Origin of the sequence: Neochlamydia sp. TUME1 (assembly GCF_000813645.1) — a bacterium.
Classification (GTDB): domain Bacteria; phylum Chlamydiota; class Chlamydiia; order Chlamydiales; family Parachlamydiaceae; genus Neochlamydia.
The window spans coordinates 20,585-39,777 of the sequence record NZ_JRXI01000201.1; the positions used below are offsets into that span (position 1 = coordinate 20,585).

Here is a 19,193-nt window from a genome sequence, read left to right on the forward strand (position 1 = left end):
TTGGATTGAAATTCTGCAAGCTTTAAAGAAGAGAATAAGCAAACTTTCATCTATCTTAACCTTCTTATTTTCAATAATTTGATTTTATCTTTTTATAATCGAGCCCTCAATTATTTATAGTCTTGTTTACGTCTAAAAAATTTTTTGATATTAAGGAAATATACCTTCTTTTTATCTCTTTTATTAGGAAAGCGTCTCTATGAATGACAAAAAAGCTAAAAATATTTTTGAAGCAGTTAAAAATTCTGCCACAAGCTTGGTATCAAAAAGCCATGAATCTGGGCCTGAAAAAAAAGAGGTAATCCCTGCTGAAGAAGTGAATTTTCTTAAAACGGATGAAATTTTACAGCTGCATGGTGATGCTGAAATTAATGAAATGCTAAATAAAATGTATAGAATGCAGGAAGATATTCAATCTAAAATGCATGAAATGTATGGAAATGCAGGACTTTCAACCCATCAAGTTAGGAATTATCTAGATAATCCTAGTAATTTCTCCCCAGAAATGTGGCAAAAAAATTCAGGCGCAAAGAGATCAGCTCGAGAAAAAGGTGAATGACGTTTTAAAAATTTATGCTAAAAAAGCTAAAACTTTTCAAACAGGGCATATGCTAAAAGCGAGCGAAATAGCCAAAGAGAGAAAAGCAAAAACCCTAGCAGCACGTAAGAATTGGATTCCTATGTAAGGTTTTAGTCCTCTTATCTCCCATCTTTTCCTTAAAATTGTTGGGAGATCGCTGGAATCACTTAGCAAGTTTATTGCTGGCATACCTTCCTGCTTGATAGCTAAAGATAGAACTTAGCTAAAAAGAATAAGGAAAGCTAGCGAACATAAAATAATTCTTATTTAAATTAAAAATTACTAACAGCTGTAAGCATTCTTTTGCTGTCGCCAGGCTTTCTTCTTGCAGGAGCTAGAAGGTTTTTGCCGACCTTAAGGGCTTTTAAAATAGCTACAATCTATCTGCAATGCTATGAATAAAGCAGTTGATATAACAGCAGCTCTTGAGCAGAAAGTTCTTAGCGTACAAGCATTTTATGCAAATCGTGGATCAACCGGAAGTAGCGTACTCCTAGCTGTTAAGTTTATGGAATTATTCTCAAACTATTGATCGGCTAGAAGGGGATAGGAAAGGCAAGGTACAGGCGGTTATTGTCCGAACTACTATAAAACCCTCCATTAGAGAGGCTAGCTTGATAAACTTATGGAAAAAGTAGCTAAGGGCTTAGCATCATGTAGCCTTTAAAAAGGCTCCCAATTATGAGATAGAGTAAATTTTTTTAATAGCTAGGCTGGGTGGAAAGAGGAAATTTATAAAAGACTTTTAATCTAGCTTTTTATCGCTTAAGAAAAATCGAACGAGGGGTAATGAGCAAATGAATTATTTGGGCGTTCCTCTCTTACGAACAGGGCAGAGGGTAGAAAAGCTAAGCAGCGAAACTGCCAAGTTTAAGTCTACTGGGAACTAGTAGTCTAAGGGTTCATTAAAGTTATCACTTACTTGATTTCAGAAAATTTGAGGGACAATCTAGCAAAGCAGGGCTTATGGTCAAAAAAGTTGATTTAATAACACCTTATGGCAGCCAATATAGGGTGCTTCATCATTTTACAAAAAAGCTGTATGAGGCCTGGATAAGAGCTGGTTATGAAGCTAGGTTTTTTGAGGATGCTACAGAAGCTTTAAAAATCATGCTTTTAGATCCGCCCGACTTAGTCATAGGATTTAATGGAGTACCCCGTCATGATCAAATCCCTTATAGTGATATCCTCAAAAAGCCTTATCTTAGTTTAATTGTAGACCCTTTTTATCATTTTTTAAGCGAAATTTCTTCTCCCTATGTAATTATAGGATGTGATGATTATTCTAGTGTGACCGCCTTTAAAAATACCAATTTTCATCAGACGCTCTTTGTGCCTCATGCCGTAGAAGCAGATCTAGCCACCGATCCGGCGGTTGAAAAAATCTTTGAGGTAACAATGCTTGCCACTTTCATCGATTATGAAGCACGACGAGAGCAATGGCGCCTTAAATACCCTTCACAGGTCTGCGAGGCTATGCATGAAGCGGTAGAGCAAACTTTTCTGGATCCCCAGCTAGCTTTTATTGAAGCCACATTGGGAAAGGTTCAGTGGGCGTACTCCAAACATCCTGAGTTACGTACTGCGGAGGTAGATATCATCAGCCTATTAAAAGATGTGGAACTATATATTAAAGGAAAAGAGCGAATAGATATCCTTAAAGCTATTCAGACAGTGCCTGTGCATGTATTCGGCCATAGTGTTGACAAAGTAAATTGGAAAAGTTACTTTAAAAACCAAAGCAATATCATTACTCATGATTCTGTCATCTATGAAAAAAGTATCGAAATTATGAAACAAAGTAAAATCGTACTCAATAGCAGTATCAAAAATAAATTTGGAGCTCATGAGCGTATTTTTACTGCTCTGGCGGCAGGAGCTCTTGTCATTACCAATGAAAATAATTATTTAAAAACTTTCTTTTCCCATGATGTAGATATCGCCTTTTATCAATACCATCGTTTACTCAATCTTAATCAAATGATCGTAGACTATTTAGCTGATGAAGGTCACCGTCAGCAGGTGGTAGAAAACGGTAGAGAAATTGTAATGAATTACCATACCTGGGATGCCCGCATTCGGGAGTTTGAAAAAGACCTTTTCCCAAGGGTCGAAGGATGTATGTTAAAAATCTGATAGGATTTGAAAATTTGCTATTGTCAAGAAAAAGCAATAGGGAATTTCCTTTTAACTTTAACACAAAGGAGGAGTATATGGCTTCTAAATTACAGTCTTTTTCTGAATCGGCTGACTTGCCAGTAGATTATGAAGGAACGCTTACCTCGAGTTTAAATATACCGTTAGATGAAGTTGTCTTAAGACATTTTGGCTCCGACTCTATCATTTGTATGACTCTATTAAGTGGTAGAACGATTGAACTGCCTTTGCATTTAAATCTTAAAGAGAGCGGTCAAGCAATGCTTGCTATCCCTGAAAAATACTATAAGCAATCCGAACATTGTAGGGAGCTTGAGCATTTGCTATCTCATTTATTTAACAATCAGCGTAGCCTCTTGATGGAAATAGATGCTCAAGCCCAACAACTAATTATTACCCCCTTGCAATCTAAAAAAAACAAATTTAAATTTACCTTTTATTGTTGAAAAATTAGAGAAATCGTTAGGGTTGCAAAGCTATTTTTTAGCTAAGTTAAATGGAAAAAAGGAAGGCTTAAAACTTTGATTTTTTATTTAGCGCTCATAAGGGATTTAACTTTTTAAGTTACCCTATAGGTCGACTAGGAAGCTTACTTATTGCATACAAGGCCTCTTTTTAATAAAAGGAAGAGGCCTTGTATGTAATAGCAAAAGGAGAGAAGGGTGGCTTTTTAAGCCGTTGCTTATTAAAGAGTAAACAGCTTAAGTTGCAAATAAAAGTGCTAGATAGGCTCACTTAAATTAAGGCTTGGCCTATTGATCAAAATAACTTTTTTTCGAGAAAAGCTTGGCGGGTCTTGCAGAGGAGCCAAAACGATAGAAGAAAAAATTTAGGTGCTATTCTAATTAAATTTTAAGTTTTTGAAATATTTAAGCTTTTAACAACTTTTCTTCATTTTTTAGAGCATCTTGAGAGCCTGGAGGTGGATTTATTTAATGCTTTTTCAAAAGTGTCTGTCTGGCTCCAGATTTCAATTTGTTGGCGTGCACGGGTAATGGCTGTATAGATGAGCTCTCGACCAAAATGCTCACTACCTTCGGGAAGCAATAAAATCAAATGATTGAATTCACTACCTTGGCTCTTATGTACAGATAAGCAATAAGCATATTCATAACTGGGTAATAGAAGGGCAGGTATTTTTTTATCAGCAAATAGGGCATAGTCCCCTGCTTGCACATGGCCTTCGAGTTGGTGAGGTTTTTGTCTGATAAGAAAGCCTACATCTCCATTATATAGATCTCTTGTAGAATCATTAGTGGTAATGATTATAGGAATAATCATGCGTTGATGAACTTTAGTCTTCTTTAAAATTTCTTGGTAGAAAAAAGCATTCAGCTGATCTACCCCTAAGGGTCCTTTTCGAAGAGGGGAAAGAATACGGAAATGGTTCATTGATAATTCGGAAATATTTGATTCTTCCCATGATAAATAAGGCTCTACCTTTAACCATAGCTGCTGCTGAATAGAAAAAGCTGGCAGATCTTTGCTTAATCTTACAAAGTGTAGAGCTTTTTTTGAAGATTGTAAGCGTTGTAAAGCTGCCTGGCTTTCTCCTTTTTTGATCTCCTCGGCTAAGTCAATGATCTCTTCTAACTCTGAGCGTAGGCATTTTTTTAGTTCAATGAATTGATGAGGTTTACAAAGGCAGGTCATGTCAGCAAAAAAAGAACCTGCTTCTATAGGGGGCAATTGATAAGGATCTCCAAGCATGATAAGGCGAGCACCGGGCTTAAGTGCTTGAAAAAGTAAAGACATCAAACGAATATCAATCATAGAAGATTCATCAATCACTAATAAATCAGCATTAATGAGAGGGGCGGTAGAAGATAGGCTTTTTGATTTAAGGCCGAGTAAAGAATGAATAGTGGTAGCATTGATAGGAGAGAAACCTTCCAGATCACTAACTGCTTTACTTAAGCTTTTCTGTAGCTGCGCGGCAGCTTTTCCTGTAGGGGCAGCTAAAGCAATACGGCAATTATCTTTTTGAGTATTATTCAGGCTATTCCAAAACACCTTAATAAGTAAACCCGCCGTATAAGTTTTACCGGTTCCAGGTCCGCCGCAAATAATCGTTAATGATTGGTTTTCTAGTTGAGCAATAGCTTGGGCTTGTTCAGGAAGTAAGTTGTTAGTAGATAAAAGGTGAGCAAGGTTAGCTTGGAAAAGTGCTTTATCAAGCTCAAGAGAAGCTTTTTGCTCTAAAAGGCGATGAAATTCTCGTAAGCAACAATGTTCGTATAACCAATATTTTTGAAAATAGAAAAGATCATTTAAGCGACATAAAGGAGTAGGAGGAACTATATCTTCTGTTTCTGTAATAAGGTGGAGTAAAGAAGGAGGGATATGGTGGGTACTGCGGCTAATTAATCGTTCTAATTCTTGCCATTCTTCTGCGGAGAAATGATTCTGCTCTTGAACTTCCCATACATCTTGAGGTTTAGGTAAAACTTCATCATCAGAAACTTTTATACATAAATGACCTGCTCGAGTCGATTGAGAGAGATGAAGAAGGAGCGGCAGAGTATCTACGGAGGCATTATAGCTTTTAATTAAATAATCTGCTAAAGCGAAATCTACCAAGGGAAGTGCTTGATTATTCTTAAGCTTATCTATTAAATTGATGTTTTGTAAAGGTTGCATGGTTTTTATCTAAAATAAGGGAAAAAGTTTTATTTCCTCATCTAACCGCTCTTAAGATCAAATTTTTAAGATGCCTGTAGGTTTTCCTGTACTTGCATTAAGTCCGCGTAAAAAGATGTAAAAACATCCCCCAAAAATTTCTTCAAAAGGTCGCTTGTCTACTAGTTTTAAGTAACGCTTTACAGCTTCGCAATAAATATGGGCTTGAAAATAGTAATCATGCTGTTCCATAGCTGCTTTCATCTTTTCAAAGTCATAGGCTTCAATGTTAGGACCTAGCCAGTTACTTTTCCAATCCAGAATGTAATAATGATGATTATGAAAAAATATGAGATCAATAACTCCTTTAAAAAAACCTTTATGCCATTGAAGCTCTTCTACCAACATTTCTTTTGCACTCGGATAAAGAAATTCTGTCTCACGGTAAAGCAAGGAAGGGTGTATATCTTTAAGACAAAAATTCTCGCTGATTTTTATTTGCAAAGCCTCATAGGTGATTTCGCAAAGTACTTTTTCCCAAGAATGAAACTCAGTCTCTTGAATTAATGGATGAATCCAGCTTTTTAAATCGTTAGCAGAAGCAATTTTATTTACTACCGAAAAAGGAATAATTTCTAAAATCTTATGTAGTAGTTTTCCTGTTATATTTCCAGAGGGAAGGGTGTGTGCATTCTTGCAAGGAGCTTGAAAATTATGAGGCACCGCGTTAGCGGGCTCTAAAGAGTAAGGATCTCTGCTTGCTAGAGCCTTTTTGTAACGTGTAAGGGAGGTAAAAGATTGAATAAAGTTTTTTTCCCCTGGAATCTCTACAGGAGGAGGAGCCACAAGAGGAGGAATGTTTTGATTTTTTAGAGGCGCTACTTCATCAAATGTTTCCTTTAATAGAGAATAGGTAATGTGGGCCTCTGGATAAGCTTGGATAAAGTTTTGTAACCGATAGCTATCACCCTCTTTAATCCGGTTGTAAAGCTCTTGATAACTGCAATTTTCTTGTCTTAAGCGTGCTAAGAAGATATCCATAGGAGAGGCCCCCCCACACTCTATTTCGGTGGGCTTATCGCTCACAGCTACAGGTATATACAAGCGGTATTTGGCCCGCGTCATAGCTACATACAGCTGACGCATCTTTTCTGCATCCATCTCCTCACAATATTTAACATAGGAAGCAGAATGTTTTTCTAAGCAAGGGACTAGGTAATGAGAGGTTCCCTCCTTTTGAGGAATCAGGCGATCTCTTGCTTGTGTGCGACCCACCAGCCCATAAGCAAAGACGATATCATATTCTAAACCTTTGCTACTATGCGTGGTTAAAATAGAGACAGCTTCACGGCTGGGATCAGTAACTTTTTTAAGGCGTTCTTCATCTTCTACCCCCATGTTTTTATATTCATCTAAGAAAGCAATCAGATGCTCGGGGCTTGCGGGATGCTCATTTTGATACTCCATTAGTAGGTAGGCAATTTGAGTAAGCTCATCATAAAATATATCTCCGCCTTCTCTTTTCATAAGTCTTTCAGCTACGCTTAAGCTATCCATAGGCCCTATAGATTGCATAATGCGCTGAAAAAAAATAGGAAAACCTTCTTGAGATAAATGGCGTTTAAATGCATAAAATTCAGCTAAGATACGCTCTAAAAAAATTGGATCTTCTAATTTTTTAATTTCATTATAATTCCATCCTAATATGGGGCCTCCTAAGGCAATTTTAACGCAGTTTTCATTTCTTGGATTTAATATCCCTACTAATAATTCTCTAAGGCTCTCCCAAGCAATGGATTCTGTCAATGAGGTTTGCTTTTGCAAATGATAGGGAATATGATGACGATCAAAATAATAGGCTAAGCGCTGACCTTGAAATCTATCTTTAATTAAAATGGCAAATTGGTTGAATTTAAAGCCGTCTGAATTGTGGAGACGTGTGATTTCTTGCGCTATAAAAGGAAAGAAAAACTTTTCTTCACACTCTTCAGAGGGAAATCTTTGTGTTGACTTAGAAACAACGGGGGCTTGAAAGAAATGAATGCTACCCTGTCCATCTGAAAATTTTCTTTCCTTTATGTGAGGGGAAAATTTGACTTCAGAATAATCCAAGTAGGCGTTTTCCGCTAGGGAAGGTAAAGAAAATAATCCTGGGCATGCTTTAAATAGAGTATTCAAAGCTTGTACTAGCGAGGGTTGAGAACGATAGTTAGTATCTAAAGAGGCTCGATTTGCAAGGCCTAAGGATTTTCCGGCAGAAAGGTAAGTATAGATGTCTGCTTGCCTAAAAGCATAAATAGATTGTTTAGGGTCACCGACTAAATAAATTTTGCAGGTAGAAGTTTCTAAAAATAATGTGTTAAAGATTTGCCATTGCACCGGATCGGTATCTTGAAATTCATCGATAATGGCAGCTTGATAAAGGGAGCGTACTTTACCTGCAAAGGAGGGGGAATGGATGGCCTTAAGCATATGCTTAAGTAAATCATTTTCCTGATGTTTTTCTTCTTCGGAGAGATATTTGTGCATTAATAAGCGGCAGTAGAAAACTAGGCGGGCAAATATAAATTCATAGCTTTTCGCTTGCTGTATCAGGGGATAGAGCGATTGAGTAAGAATTGGAACTAGCTCAGGGTAATTCAATGAAGAATTTTTAGGGAGGCTATTGGATTTCTTTTTATTAAGGTTAGTGGGGGCAAAAAATTCGCAAATAAATAGCCCCTCTTTAAGTAAGAGATCAAAATCATCAGCATTCCAGCTATCTTTCCTAAATAGCTCAATAAAAGCATGGATAGAGCTTGTACTCTTGTTTCTAATGCTTTTATAAAAACTTATTTGGCGTTCAACGTCTTCTTGCATCTTCTCAGGTAGCCAGCCTCTTTCTTTTTTTAAAGTTCGCATGATGGTGCAAAACTTTTCCACGTCTGAGGAGAAATCAGAAGTAGCTGCTACCTCGCAATCCTTCGTCAAATATTTTAGTAAGGCTTCTTGAACTTTTTCTAGGCGATTGCCATGGGCTTGCAGCACAATCTGTAATTGTACAGGGCTAAAAATATGAGGTCGTATCTCTGTACGGAAGAAATCACGAATGAGTTGAAGAAGTTCTTGTTTTGTTAAAGATCTTTGTTCAAAGGAGCCTTTATGCATGCTAAAGTCACTTTCAAATAAAAAGTTAGTCAGCATGCGCAGGCAAAAACCATGGATTGTATAAATTTGAGCTTGATCAAAAGTGGCCAGTGCATGTTCTAAGCGCCGCTTAGCTTTTTCAACTTGGGCATCTCCTTGTTCCATGATAGCCTGTAAATAATCACAAGCTTCATCCTTAGAGAATTTCTGAAGAAGGGATAAGGAATCTTCTAGCTTATTTCTAATTCTAGTTTTTAGCTCACGAGTAGCTGCTCGTGTGAATGTAACCACTAGAATTTGTTCAAGAAGAGAAGGCTCTTGTACCCCAGCATCTTCTTCAATTAACAAGCGTATTACAATATTTTCGATGGAAAAGGTTTTACCCGTACCTGCCGAGGCTTCAAGTAAATAATGCTGGCGTAAATTTAAACTTCTATGAAGGACATCAAAACTCTTCATACTCTTAAATGCAAAGATCCTTTTTTGAGATGGAGGCGAAAACTAATAAACTAGAAAAAATGAAGCATAGCAAAATAAGAGGTTTAATTGGATCTAAAAGATTTGCTTTAGAGGAGTTAAGTGAAGGTTTTTTTATTTTTTTCTTGGTGTTTTCTAAATTGTAGGAATATTTTAATTTTCCATAATGTTCATTCTTTTGAGTATCTTCAAGTTTTAATCTTCTCCTTTCCTAGCATATCAGCCTCTTTTTTCAAATCTCTCTTAGATGTTAGCCATACATAACCCTCTGAAAGCTATCTTTCTACTTAAGAACAGGCTTTTATATAGGAGGCGATTGTATAAAGATTAGCTTAAAAGCTTATTATACGCTTTTGAACTACTCTTTATGTATCCCCATACTTTATAAAATCCCTTTCGTTAAGCAGAGAGACATCTTTCAGAGGGGTGGGTATGCAAACTAAGTTTTTTTAAAGCGTATGACTTCGCCTCAAAAAATATAAATGTTGGAGACAAGACAACTTGATTTAAGAGGATATCTTAAAAGCCGTGTTTTACCCTTATCCTTGTGCATGTTATTAAAGAAATTTTAAAGCCTGTAGCTTAATCTCTATAAGGGAGAACTCGATCTATCTATCAATGATTAAGCAGATCTTTAGCCGGATTGATAAATTATAAGAAAGATTTTAAGATGTCCTCTTATATGCTTTTGAGCAGCACTTTATCTAATTTTATCCTTAATGAAAATCTATCTTTAAAAAGAATGCAGCTCCCCAAAGGGGTCATCTCTTTTTTAGATTACAGAGACCTACTCCCTTTAAACCGTAGTATTTCATTGCCTTTGATGTCTCTTTTCAGAGCAGCAAGATACCTGGATTAATGAAGTTTAAAAAATATAATGATATGCTTTAAAAAAGCTAAGTCTATTACCCAATCCTTTAAAAGCTGTCTCTTTAATCGTGGAGACCTACTTATAGAGCAAGCGATTGCATGAGGAGTGGAGCAAAAGCATATAAATAGTGCTAACAATAGATTTAGTATTTTTTGTCTCTTTTAGGCAAAAAAAAGAGGTAAAAGGAGTTTTTTAAGTTGAGAACTAGAACCTAAAATTAAAGAAGAAAATTTTGTAAACTATAATTTTTAATTAAATGCTTTAGCTGTTTCTATTCCAGTAATTCGTCTAATTTTTCTTTAATTAAAACCATATTTTCTTCAGTTAACTTTAAACAGCAATGTCCTCCTTCTTCTGTCATTATCTTCTCACTTTGCTTTTCTAAAGATAAGCTTTTCCACTCTTCTTTCTCCTCATCTTCACAATCATCGGGAAGAAATCCATAAGGCATGTATAAATGCGCTTCCCCTTCGTCTTCAAAACATATAAAAACTTCCTGACATCTATGCTCTTTCGCAGCAAAAATGATATACAAAAAAAGTAGCTTTTTTATTAGATAGCTTTCCTTTGTAAGTTTATGAATTTTTAGGGTATTGATTCCGCACTTGTGGGTTTCAGAATTATGCCAATATTCAATGGCACCCAATAATGTTGTCGTATCCGATCCCGAAGTTATTACAATCATTTGATGGGTACGGATGGTAGGTGCAGTGAAATAATAATCTTTTGCCTCGGAAGGAGTAGCAGGTCGAATTAAAAGATTTTTGGCATTTAAAAGAGGCATAATGAAGCTAGAAAAGCAGGGAATATTGTTCCACGTATTTTTTGAGGATAGGTAATAGCGCTGTTGCAAGAGATTAATTTCTTGGAGCTTAGACAATAAGGCGGTCGCTAAAGGGCTGTCGGAAATTTTCATAGATAAAGAAGAAAGGGAAGAATTTGTAAGCTTTAAAGGCTTTAGGCTTTGTTGAACGGTAGCGTTAATTTTTGAGTGATAGGTTGTAGTCTCCTTTAATTGGCTCTCCCTTGAAGATCCTATACTTAGGAAATTAGGAAGGTGAGAAAAAGTAGGACTTAATGAATGAGTATTCATACAAAGATGTATGTTTATTAAATTTCAGATAGTAGGGTCTTCTAGGAGATATTTTTTTGGTACCTTATAGGCTTTTGAGGGATATTAAAGAGCAAGCTGTTAAAACAAATTGTAACCCTATCAATAATTTTAAATAAGTTTTTTTAGAGCCCCTTCTATTTTTTATTCTTCTTGGGAAATCCATTCTTGATAAGGCTTAGAGAATAGAGAACGTGCTTTTGTCTGCCAGTTTTCAATCATATTAGCTGCATTTAAGGATTGTGGGCGGCAAACCCATTGAAGATATTTATTATAGATAGGGTTAAAGCTATCATTTAAAGATTGATGCATAGAGGCTTGGACTACCTGCTGATCATGAAATACTAAATCGTATAGCCATTCTTGAGTGAGAGGGGATACGTTGTGTAGACTTTCAAAGTAATATTCCAAAATATGTTCTAGCTCTGAAAAAGCCTCTTGAGAATAAGCTTTTTTTATTTTTCCGCTTTTTGAGCATAATAGCTGTTTTTCCAAAGGAAGGGAATAATGATCAATAAGACAGCTAAGGATAACAAATTCCCCCCAGGGTTTGAGGATATCATTCTTATTACCGCTAATGTTGGCAATTAACCCTTGCTCAGAGACTTCACTCAAACTCCCTACAATTTTTATACGTACTCGATCTTTATAGTAAATTTCTAGAGGAGGAAGTTTCCATCCTTTCTCGTCCTGCACAGGAAAATGATAGCGTTCATGCAAGGTTATCTCAAAAATTTTGCTAACATCCACATTAAGCTTAGAAAGAGTTTCGTGGTATTTAGCGATGGTACTGTGAATATAAGAAAGGGCTACCTGCTTGAAAAGGCCTAAGGGAAATTTTCCTTGTCTTTCCGCATGGATGATCGCCTCATTCACACTGTTTTTTAAAGAGGCTTTTTTAAAATCTAACATTTGCAAATGATTGATCACAAAAAATTCTTCTGTTTGCAAACCATGATCTTCCTCTCTTAAAAACATTCCCAAGTTTTTGTTAAGAAAGCTTTTAATAGGGTTTTGGAGAGCGTTTTTGAGATGACGTATTTCTAAAACAATTTCAGGAAAATTAAGCTCTACTTTCACTTGCGGAGTAAAATCGTGAAGAAACTGATGACGGCCTTTTTTGTCAGCAAGATAATAGCTTGAGGCTAATTGATAATCATAATAAGAGTAGTTGGGAAGGCGTTTTTCTGCAGAGAAGTATTGGTAATCAAAGGAGCGGTAAGGATGAGCATAAGTAAGTGTAGGCGAGACTTTACCTTTTTCATGCACAAAAGCTTGATCTATATAATGGAGAAGTTCGGTCACTACAAGAGAAGGGGCCTGATCTTTTCCCTCGTTTCCTGTGTAATGCGTATAACTTAAAATAAAGTAGTTTCTGGCTGATAAAAGCGCTTCTAAAAATAGATAACGGTCATAATCATTACGGGTAGGGCAGTAGTCGCAAGACTTGTTTTCTTTCATTAAATTTAAAGAAGAGCTATTTTCATTACGTGGAAACACGCTTTCATTCATGCCTACTAAAGCAATAACTTTAGCAGGTAAAGAACGCATAGGTAACATCGAACAAAATTTAACAGTTTGCAGATGATTTTCTTGAAAAGTAAAATGCCGGTGATTTAGGTAAGTTTCTAAATGCTTTTTTAAAGCATCAAAGCAGACTTTATGATTAGGAAGCCAACAGGCTGCTTTAGTGAAGGCATCCAATTGATTAAATAAATCTTGGTTTTCTTCCTCTTCTGCGTCTTTGTCCGCAAGATAGGTATAAGTAAGACGTTGTAACTCTAGAATCCACTCCTGGTAACTTTTTTTTGTACCATCGACCAAGCTTTTTAAGTCTTTTTTTAAAGCTCTCATGAGAGCGATCCATTTTCCTAGCAAAATTGCTTGGCTAGTTTCCACATGATTAGGGCGAATTAAAGCTGTAGAATCTTTAGGCAGCTGATCCATAGCTAAGCCTAAGAGCAAGCTAGCAAAACCTCCTTCCCAAGTTCCTTTAAGGGTGTCATCAACCATATTTTGACAATGCCTTTGGCGAAGAAGTTCATTACGATGAAGTGCATCTCCCCCCCAATGGATACCTACATCTTCCAGCCAGGTGCGTATTTGCAAAACTTCCTCAGCAGAGATTTGGTGTTTTCTTTGAAAGGTCGAGAAATTGAATAAATATAAGATGTCTTCAGCATCCCAGCGGCCTGAAGGAAGGTTAAGCAGATGCCAAAACTGTTTAGTAAGCGAATCTTCAGCAAGTGCATGCATGTCGAGTAGTTGGTAATCTAATTGAGGATTCTGGGTGCCGAAAATTTGTCGAATATAAGGAGCATAGACAGTGATATCAGGGGCCATCACGATAATATCAGAGGCCTCAATATCCCCCTCTTTTTTAATAAGTTCTAAAAGATTATTATAAAGAATTTGTATTTCTCGTTGCCTTGTGGGAGCGCAATGAAGTTGAATAGAAGTATCGTCAGAGATAAGGATTTTTTCTGCATTATCTGGATTACGCATGAACAGCAAATCCGCTTGAATGTAATCTAAAAGACATGGGGCATGCTTAGCTGCTTCCCAGATTAAAGTGTCATCAAGGTGTTCAGAATAAATCTCCTCTTTCTGTAGACAATGAGGTAGAGCATACTGAGCATAAGTTTCCTGATCCTTTTGTTCTAGTAATTCAGACATTTTACGCCCTAGCTTACCCCAATTGGCTAACAAAACATTTTTATCGCGTAAATAGCTTTCTAGCTCTTGCTGCTCAGAGGAAAGAACCTTTTGCTTTTTCCAAAATTGTTGTAATTTTTTTGCTTCTTTTTCAGATAAAATATCGCTCCAGAAGATAGAGCAGGGGGATAACAAATAGTAATTAACAGAATATTGTTCGGCTATTTTTTCAAAGAGTAAATAATCACTATTAGCCATAAAGCTAATAGAAAAAAGATGAACTTGAAATTCAATGAAGAAATCGTTAGCTAGAATAGGCTCGTTATAAACACAACTCCAGTTATTGTCCGGGGAGGAAAAGAGGGAACGCCAGAGAGCTTGTTGCCATCCTTGTTCATCAGAGTTCCATTCATCGACCATCGCTTTCCCATATTTTCCATAGTCCCTAAAAAGCTGAGCTACAGTTTCTGCCAGTAGGGCTAACCGTTTTGCACTGCGCTTAGAGAAAAGAAGAGATGGGTCAGAGCTAACATTAACTTTCAAGTAATCGAATAAAGGAGACCAATTTCTTTGCTGAGCGGGAGAAAGAGTATTCCAAGTAAGAGCCATTTTGTGGATATGAGCTTCAATTGCTAAAGTTAATTCCAATTCATTGGGATAATAGAAAGAATTTTTTTGCGGAGAAAAAAAATCGGGAAGCTTTTTTAAGGCCTCTTCTAGATAGATGATTTCTAGGCCAGCAGCAATTTCTAACTCCGGATCTTTAGCTAATTGCAAAATCAGCCAAGATTTAATCGCTAGTGTAGGAACGATAATAAGGCGTCGCGCAAAGGGAGAAGAGCTGCCAAAGAGGCCTTGTTTAAGATGGTCATAAAGAATTTCAATACGATTGCTATAAAAAGTTTTAATCATAAGTGTTTACTCTACCAACAGCTTAAACTATCTAGTCGTTAAGTAAACACTGTAATAGCAAAAAACAAAATTGTGAAGAAAATATATTGCTTAAGCCCTTGCTTCAGAGAAAAAAAGAATCAAGTTAGGTTTTAGAATATAGCTAGAGATTGAGTATGGAAGCTAAAAATTGCCTATTTAGTCATTAAGTTAAAAGTTATGCGCTTTTAAGCAGCTGTTTAGGTAATTGCAATCTTAGTAAGACTCTATTCTTAAGAAAAAAGCTAGCGTGCGGATAGCCAATCGTCTTTTAAAGCATATAGGCGCGTCCTAATGTTGCCTATCCTTTATTGCCAAATAGCTCTTCCATCAAGTCTTTTAAGAAGATATCGACCCTACAAATATCTAAACTATAAAGAAAGATTCTATTCATTAAGGTTACTTGTGTTTTTAAAGGATAAAGGGACAGACCAAAAATTTGAGGTGGTGAGGTTGATTAAAAAAAGGGGGGGGGAATATATGGTTCAGAAGAAAAGCTACTTTATCTTCAAGCTTTGTAGCTGCAGAAAGCTCCTTTGTTTTTCTCTTTTGTGCTCCTACCCTTAAGAAAGCATACGCTAAAAAGGAATCTTCTTACACCGCATACCCTATAGAGTAGATAGCACGCCTAAAGAATTTTCGCCTTGAAAGTCCAAGTCTAGAAACTTTTTCCTTTCATCCCTTATAATCCCAATCCTATTTTTTGCTTGAGTCTTAAGAGTGCACTGCTCATACTGTAAAAATTGTTAAATAATATATAAGTTTAATATGTTAACTTCCCTTATTCGCAAATATTCTTCATTTACCTACTTAAATGTCACTCAATTTTTGGGGGCACTTAATGATAATATCTATAAATTATTGATTGTTTACTTTTTAATTGATCAAGAAGGGATTGAAAATGGACATAAGATTTTAGCTTTAACAGGAGCTATATTTGTACTGCCCTTCCTGCTATTTTCTGCCTTTTCAGGCGTATTAGCTGATCGTTGTAGTAAGAGAAATATTATCGCCTTCACTAAAATTTTAGAATTAATGGTTATGACGCTAGGTATCTTAGCTTTTTGGTATGAAAGCCGCTGGGGATCTTATCTTATTCTTTTTCTGATGGCTGCTCAAACTGCTTTATTCGGTCCCTCCAAATATGGAATTTTACCGGAATTAGTCCCTCATGATAAGATTTCTAAATCCAATGGGTTGATGGCTTCTTTTACTTTTTTGGCTATTATATCAGGTACGTTTTTTGCCTCTTTTCTGGTAGATATTACGGGAAGAAATTTCATTGTAGCGGCTATATTTTGCACGGTTATTGCTTTAGTAGGGGTTATTTCGAGTTTTTGTATTGAGTATACTCCTCCGGCAGGCTCTTTGAAGAAATACGATGCTCGATTCCTATATGACATTTATAGCAACTTAAAGCTTGCTAGTTTGCATCCTTCCTTATTAATGGCAGTATGCGGCTCGGCTTTTTTTCTATTCTTAGGCGCTTTTGTTCAACTTAACATGATCCCCTTTGCCACCCAATCTCTTCATCTGACTGATATTCAAGGCGGCTATCTATTCCTTTTAACAGCTTTAGGAATTGGAACGGGATCAGTAGTGGCTGGAAAAATATCTGGTAAAATGGTGGAACTAGGGCTAGTTCCTATTGCAGCCTTAGGAGTAGCTATTTGTTGTTTTATGATTGACTTGTTCTCTCACAATCTAATGATGGTTATGGGTCTAGTGATTCTAGTAGGTTTTTTTGGGGGAATCTATGAGATACCTTTAGATTCTTATGTGCAAGTTGCCAGCCCTAAGAAAAATAGAGGACAGATTGTGGCAGCCACCAACTTTTTAAGCTATATAGGCGTGCTGTGTGCTTCAATTATGTTATATTTGACAGAAGAAATGTTAAAATATAGTCCTGATAAAAGCTTTAGCATTATTGGAACCATTACCTTATTTATTACGGTGCTAATTGGCTATCAGTACTTTGATTACTTAGCTCGCTTTATTGGGATGATTCTTTCACGTTTACATTTCCAAGTAAATTATTATGGTCTAAAAAACATTCCCGAGACTCCTACCATTTATGTTTGTTCTCATACCGCCTGGAATGACACTTTGCTGATGCTAGGCGCACAGCGCAGGAGATTACGTTTCTTTATTGAGCAAGAACAAGGGCATAGCAGTAAGTTTATGCGCCGGCTTTATCGTTTATTACGAGTCGTTTTTATCCCTGATATAGAGCCTTTAGAGAGAAATACAGCATGCTTAATGGCAATAAAAAAGACGCTGGACAAGGGAATCTCAGTATGCATTTTTGTAGAAAATGAAGCCATTGAAGAAGAGATCGAGAAGTTAAAGCATTCTTATAGCTTTAGAAAAATTTTAGATGAAACCTATTATTCTATTGTTCCCGTCATTATTTCTAAAGGGATGAAAGACAAAAAGGCCCGTTGGTTTGTCTCGCTGATGAAAAAGTTTCGTGTTCCTGCTTCCATCGCTTTTAATACTAAAATACCAGGGGAACAGCCCATACCTGAGGATTTTGAAGATGAACTCTGTTTAGTTACAGACTAAAATATTTTGGCGGCAGCGTTCTTTAGACAGTTTTTTGCAAGATTATGCAAAAATTCTATCTTTTTAAGTTTTATTCGATGCAATATTAATCATTCTTTTTCACATTTTAAATTCAAATTTTAGGTAGTTCGGCATGATTTAAAGCATTTTATGCTCTAATTAATAGCTTCTAACATAATAAGAGCTTTTAATCCAGAGCGAAGTGCGGCAGAAGCTAGACGAAATGCTACTTATACGCTTGATTACTTGAGAAAATTGCTAGGTAAAGTATTTGTCAAATAATTTTGATAAAAACCTCCTAGCTAGATTGTAAGTCGGTTGCATTTTTTACATCATGTTTGAGGCTGGCGATGTTAAAAAAAATGGTTCTGGGAATAAGGGATTATTTTTTTTTGCTGGAGCAAAGAGGCTGAATCGGCGGTTAGCTGGTACCCACCCCTGGTGATAAGGATACGAATTCGTTTGACTTGCTTTTTTAATTTTTTTATATTGCCTCTTAAAATAAAAATGCTGAAAAGTCGTCACTACCCAAGGAGATAAAATGCATCCTATCTCTTCAGTCTCTATTGAAAGCTTGCCCAATGAATTGCTGTTCCCTATCTTAGAGGCTTGCGTAGCTCCTCCCTTATTTAGCGTCTGTAAAAGATGGCATCATCTGCTGGCTTCTGAAGTGATGCCTTCTCTTTATAAGCAAATAGGTAAAGTGCATGTTCCTCAAGGAAATGTTAAGGAGCAGGCTCTTATTGTAGATAAAATTTCTAAGCTAGAAAATAGACCTTCAGAAATAGAAAAAGTCAAGGCAATCTTTAGACAAGCCTTTGCTCTATCTAAATCTCTTGCTCCCGTAGAGTTAGAATTTAAATGGAAAACCCAGGAAAAGAGATATTATACGCTAGCTAATTATTCCTCTTATCTTATAAATATTAATCGCCTGCTAATGTGGAAAACACTGCGTGGTGGAGCGGAATACTTAAGTCAAGAAAAAATCAAGTATTTACCTTTAGAAAAACAAGGGGAGCTTCTTAGAGATTGGATTGAAGAAAATTGTAAAAATACCACGGCTCTAGATTTATCTAGATTAGGCTTGACTTATTTACCCCCAGAAATATGCCAGTTATCTAAGCTGCAAGAGCTTGATTTAAGCCAAAACCAGCTCACCAGCCTTCCTGCAGAAATCGGGCAATTGTCTCATCTGCAAGGGCTTTACTTAAACCAAAACCAGCTCACCGCTCTGCGTGCAGAAATCGGGCAATTGCCTCAGCTGCAATGTCTTTACTTAAATCAAAACCAGCTCACCAGCCTTCCTGCAGAAATCGGGCAATTGTCTCATCTGCAAGGGCTTTACTTAAACCAAAACCAGCTCACCAGCCTGCCTGCAGTAACAGGGCAACTGTCTAATCTGCAAGGGCTTTACTCAAACCAAAACCAGCTCACCAGCCTTCCTGCAGAAATTGGGCAATTGTCTCAGCTGCAATGGCTTAATTTAAGCCAAAACCAGCTTACCAGTCTGCCTGAAGAAATCGGGCAATTGTCTCAGCTGCAAGACCTTGACTTAAATCGAAACCAGCTCGCCAGCCCTCCTGCAGAGATAGGGCAGCTGTCTCAGCTGCGGGTGCTTTACTTAAATCAAAACCAGCTCACCAGTCTGCCTAAAGAAATCGGGCAATTGTCGCAGCTGCAAGGGCTTGGATTGAATCAAAACCAGCTTGCCAGTCTGCCTGAAGAAATCGGACAGCTGTCTGAGCTGGAATGGCTTTACTTAAATCAAAACCAACTCACCAACCTTCCTACAGAGATAGGGCAGCTGTCTCGGCTGCACAGGCCTGACTTAAATCAAAACCAGCTCACCAGCCTTCCTGCAGAAATCGGGCGGTTGTCTCGGCTGCAAGAGCTTGAATTAAATCAAAACCAGCTCGCCAGCCTTCCTGCAGAAATCGGGCAATTGTCTCAACTGCAAAGGCTTTACTTAAATCAAAACCAGCTCACCGCTCTGCCTGCAGAAATCGGGCGGTTGTCTCGGCTGTACACGCTTGAATTAAATCAAAACCAGCTCGCCAGCCTTCCTGTAGAAATCGGGCGGTTGTCTCAACTGCAAAGGCTTT

8 protein-coding genes are annotated in these 19,193 nt (G+C 37.0%); 4 read left to right on the plus strand and 4 right to left on the minus strand.

The genetic code is table 11. The features are described 5' to 3' along the window. The first annotated feature begins 199 nt into the window (after window positions 1–199). From DB41_RS09345 to DB41_RS09355, 3 genes are all read left to right on the plus strand, one after another. A complete protein-coding gene (locus tag DB41_RS09345) occupies window positions 200–559 on the plus strand; it encodes a hypothetical protein (protein WP_039386563.1) in 360 nt (119 codons plus the stop codon). A gap of 987 nt (window positions 560–1,546) precedes the next feature. After that, window positions 1,547–2,716: a glycosyltransferase gene (locus DB41_RS09350; protein ID WP_052244083.1), complete on the plus strand. Its 1,170-nt coding sequence runs from the start codon at window positions 1,547–1,549 to the stop codon at window positions 2,714–2,716. A 77-nt stretch (window positions 2,717–2,793) separates the two neighbouring features. Next, complete coding sequence (locus DB41_RS09355; RefSeq protein WP_155117657.1) at window positions 2,794–3,183, plus strand: hypothetical protein; 390 nt, start codon at window positions 2,794–2,796, stop codon at window positions 3,181–3,183. A gap of 445 nt (window positions 3,184–3,628) precedes the next feature. On the opposite strand, the gene recD is transcribed toward DB41_RS09355, so the two are convergent. From recD to DB41_RS09380, 4 genes are all read right to left on the minus strand, one after another. After that, window positions 3,629–5,377 carry an exodeoxyribonuclease V subunit alpha gene (gene recD / locus DB41_RS09360; protein ID WP_052244084.1) on the minus strand — a complete coding sequence of 583 codons (1,749 nt, stop codon included), beginning with the start codon at window positions 5,375–5,377 and terminating at the stop codon, window positions 3,629–3,631. Window positions 5,378–5,434: 57 nt separating this feature from the next. Further along, a complete protein-coding gene (locus tag DB41_RS09365) occupies window positions 5,435–8,941 on the minus strand; it encodes a UvrD-helicase domain-containing protein (protein ID WP_039386566.1) in 3,507 nt (1,168 codons plus the stop codon). Window positions 8,942–10,101: 1,160 nt separating this feature from the next. After that, window positions 10,102–10,923, minus strand: coding sequence for a hypothetical protein (locus DB41_RS09375; protein WP_039386571.1), 822 nt, complete (start codon window positions 10,921–10,923; stop codon window positions 10,102–10,104). 162 nt (window positions 10,924–11,085) lie between these two features. Next, a complete protein-coding gene (locus DB41_RS09380; RefSeq protein WP_039386574.1) occupies window positions 11,086–14,508 on the minus strand; it encodes an exodeoxyribonuclease V subunit gamma in 3,423 nt (1,140 codons plus the stop codon). A gap of 786 nt (window positions 14,509–15,294) precedes the next feature. Between DB41_RS09380 and DB41_RS09390 the strand changes: the two genes are divergently transcribed. Then, the gene (locus tag DB41_RS09390; protein WP_052244085.1) at window positions 15,295–17,091 is read left to right on the plus strand and encodes an MFS transporter; all 1,797 of its coding nucleotides are present in this window, start codon (window positions 15,295–15,297) and stop codon (window positions 17,089–17,091) included. Window positions 17,092–19,193 lie beyond the last annotated feature (2,102 nt).

Coding starts and splice junctions, on each gene's coding strand:
- DB41_RS09345 (WP_039386563.1), top strand. CDS start 200: ATGAATGACAAAAAAGCTAAAAATATTTTTGAAGCAGTTAAAAATTCT.
- DB41_RS09350 (WP_052244083.1), top strand. CDS start 1,547: ATGGTCAAAAAAGTTGATTTAATAACACCTTATGGCAGCCAATATAGG.
- DB41_RS09355 (WP_155117657.1), top strand. CDS start 2,794: ATGGCTTCTAAATTACAGTCTTTTTCTGAATCGGCTGACTTGCCAGTA.
- recD (WP_052244084.1), bottom strand. CDS start 5,377: ATGCAACCTTTACAAAACATCAATTTAATAGATAAGCTTAAGAATAAT.
- DB41_RS09365 (WP_039386566.1), bottom strand. CDS start 8,941: ATGAAGAGTTTTGATGTCCTTCATAGAAGTTTAAATTTACGCCAGCAT.
- DB41_RS09375 (WP_039386571.1), bottom strand. CDS start 10,923: ATGAATACTCATTCATTAAGTCCTACTTTTTCTCACCTTCCTAATTTC.
- DB41_RS09380 (WP_039386574.1), bottom strand. CDS start 14,508: ATGATTAAAACTTTTTATAGCAATCGTATTGAAATTCTTTATGACCAT.
- DB41_RS09390 (WP_052244085.1), top strand. CDS start 15,295: ATGTTAACTTCCCTTATTCGCAAATATTCTTCATTTACCTACTTAAAT.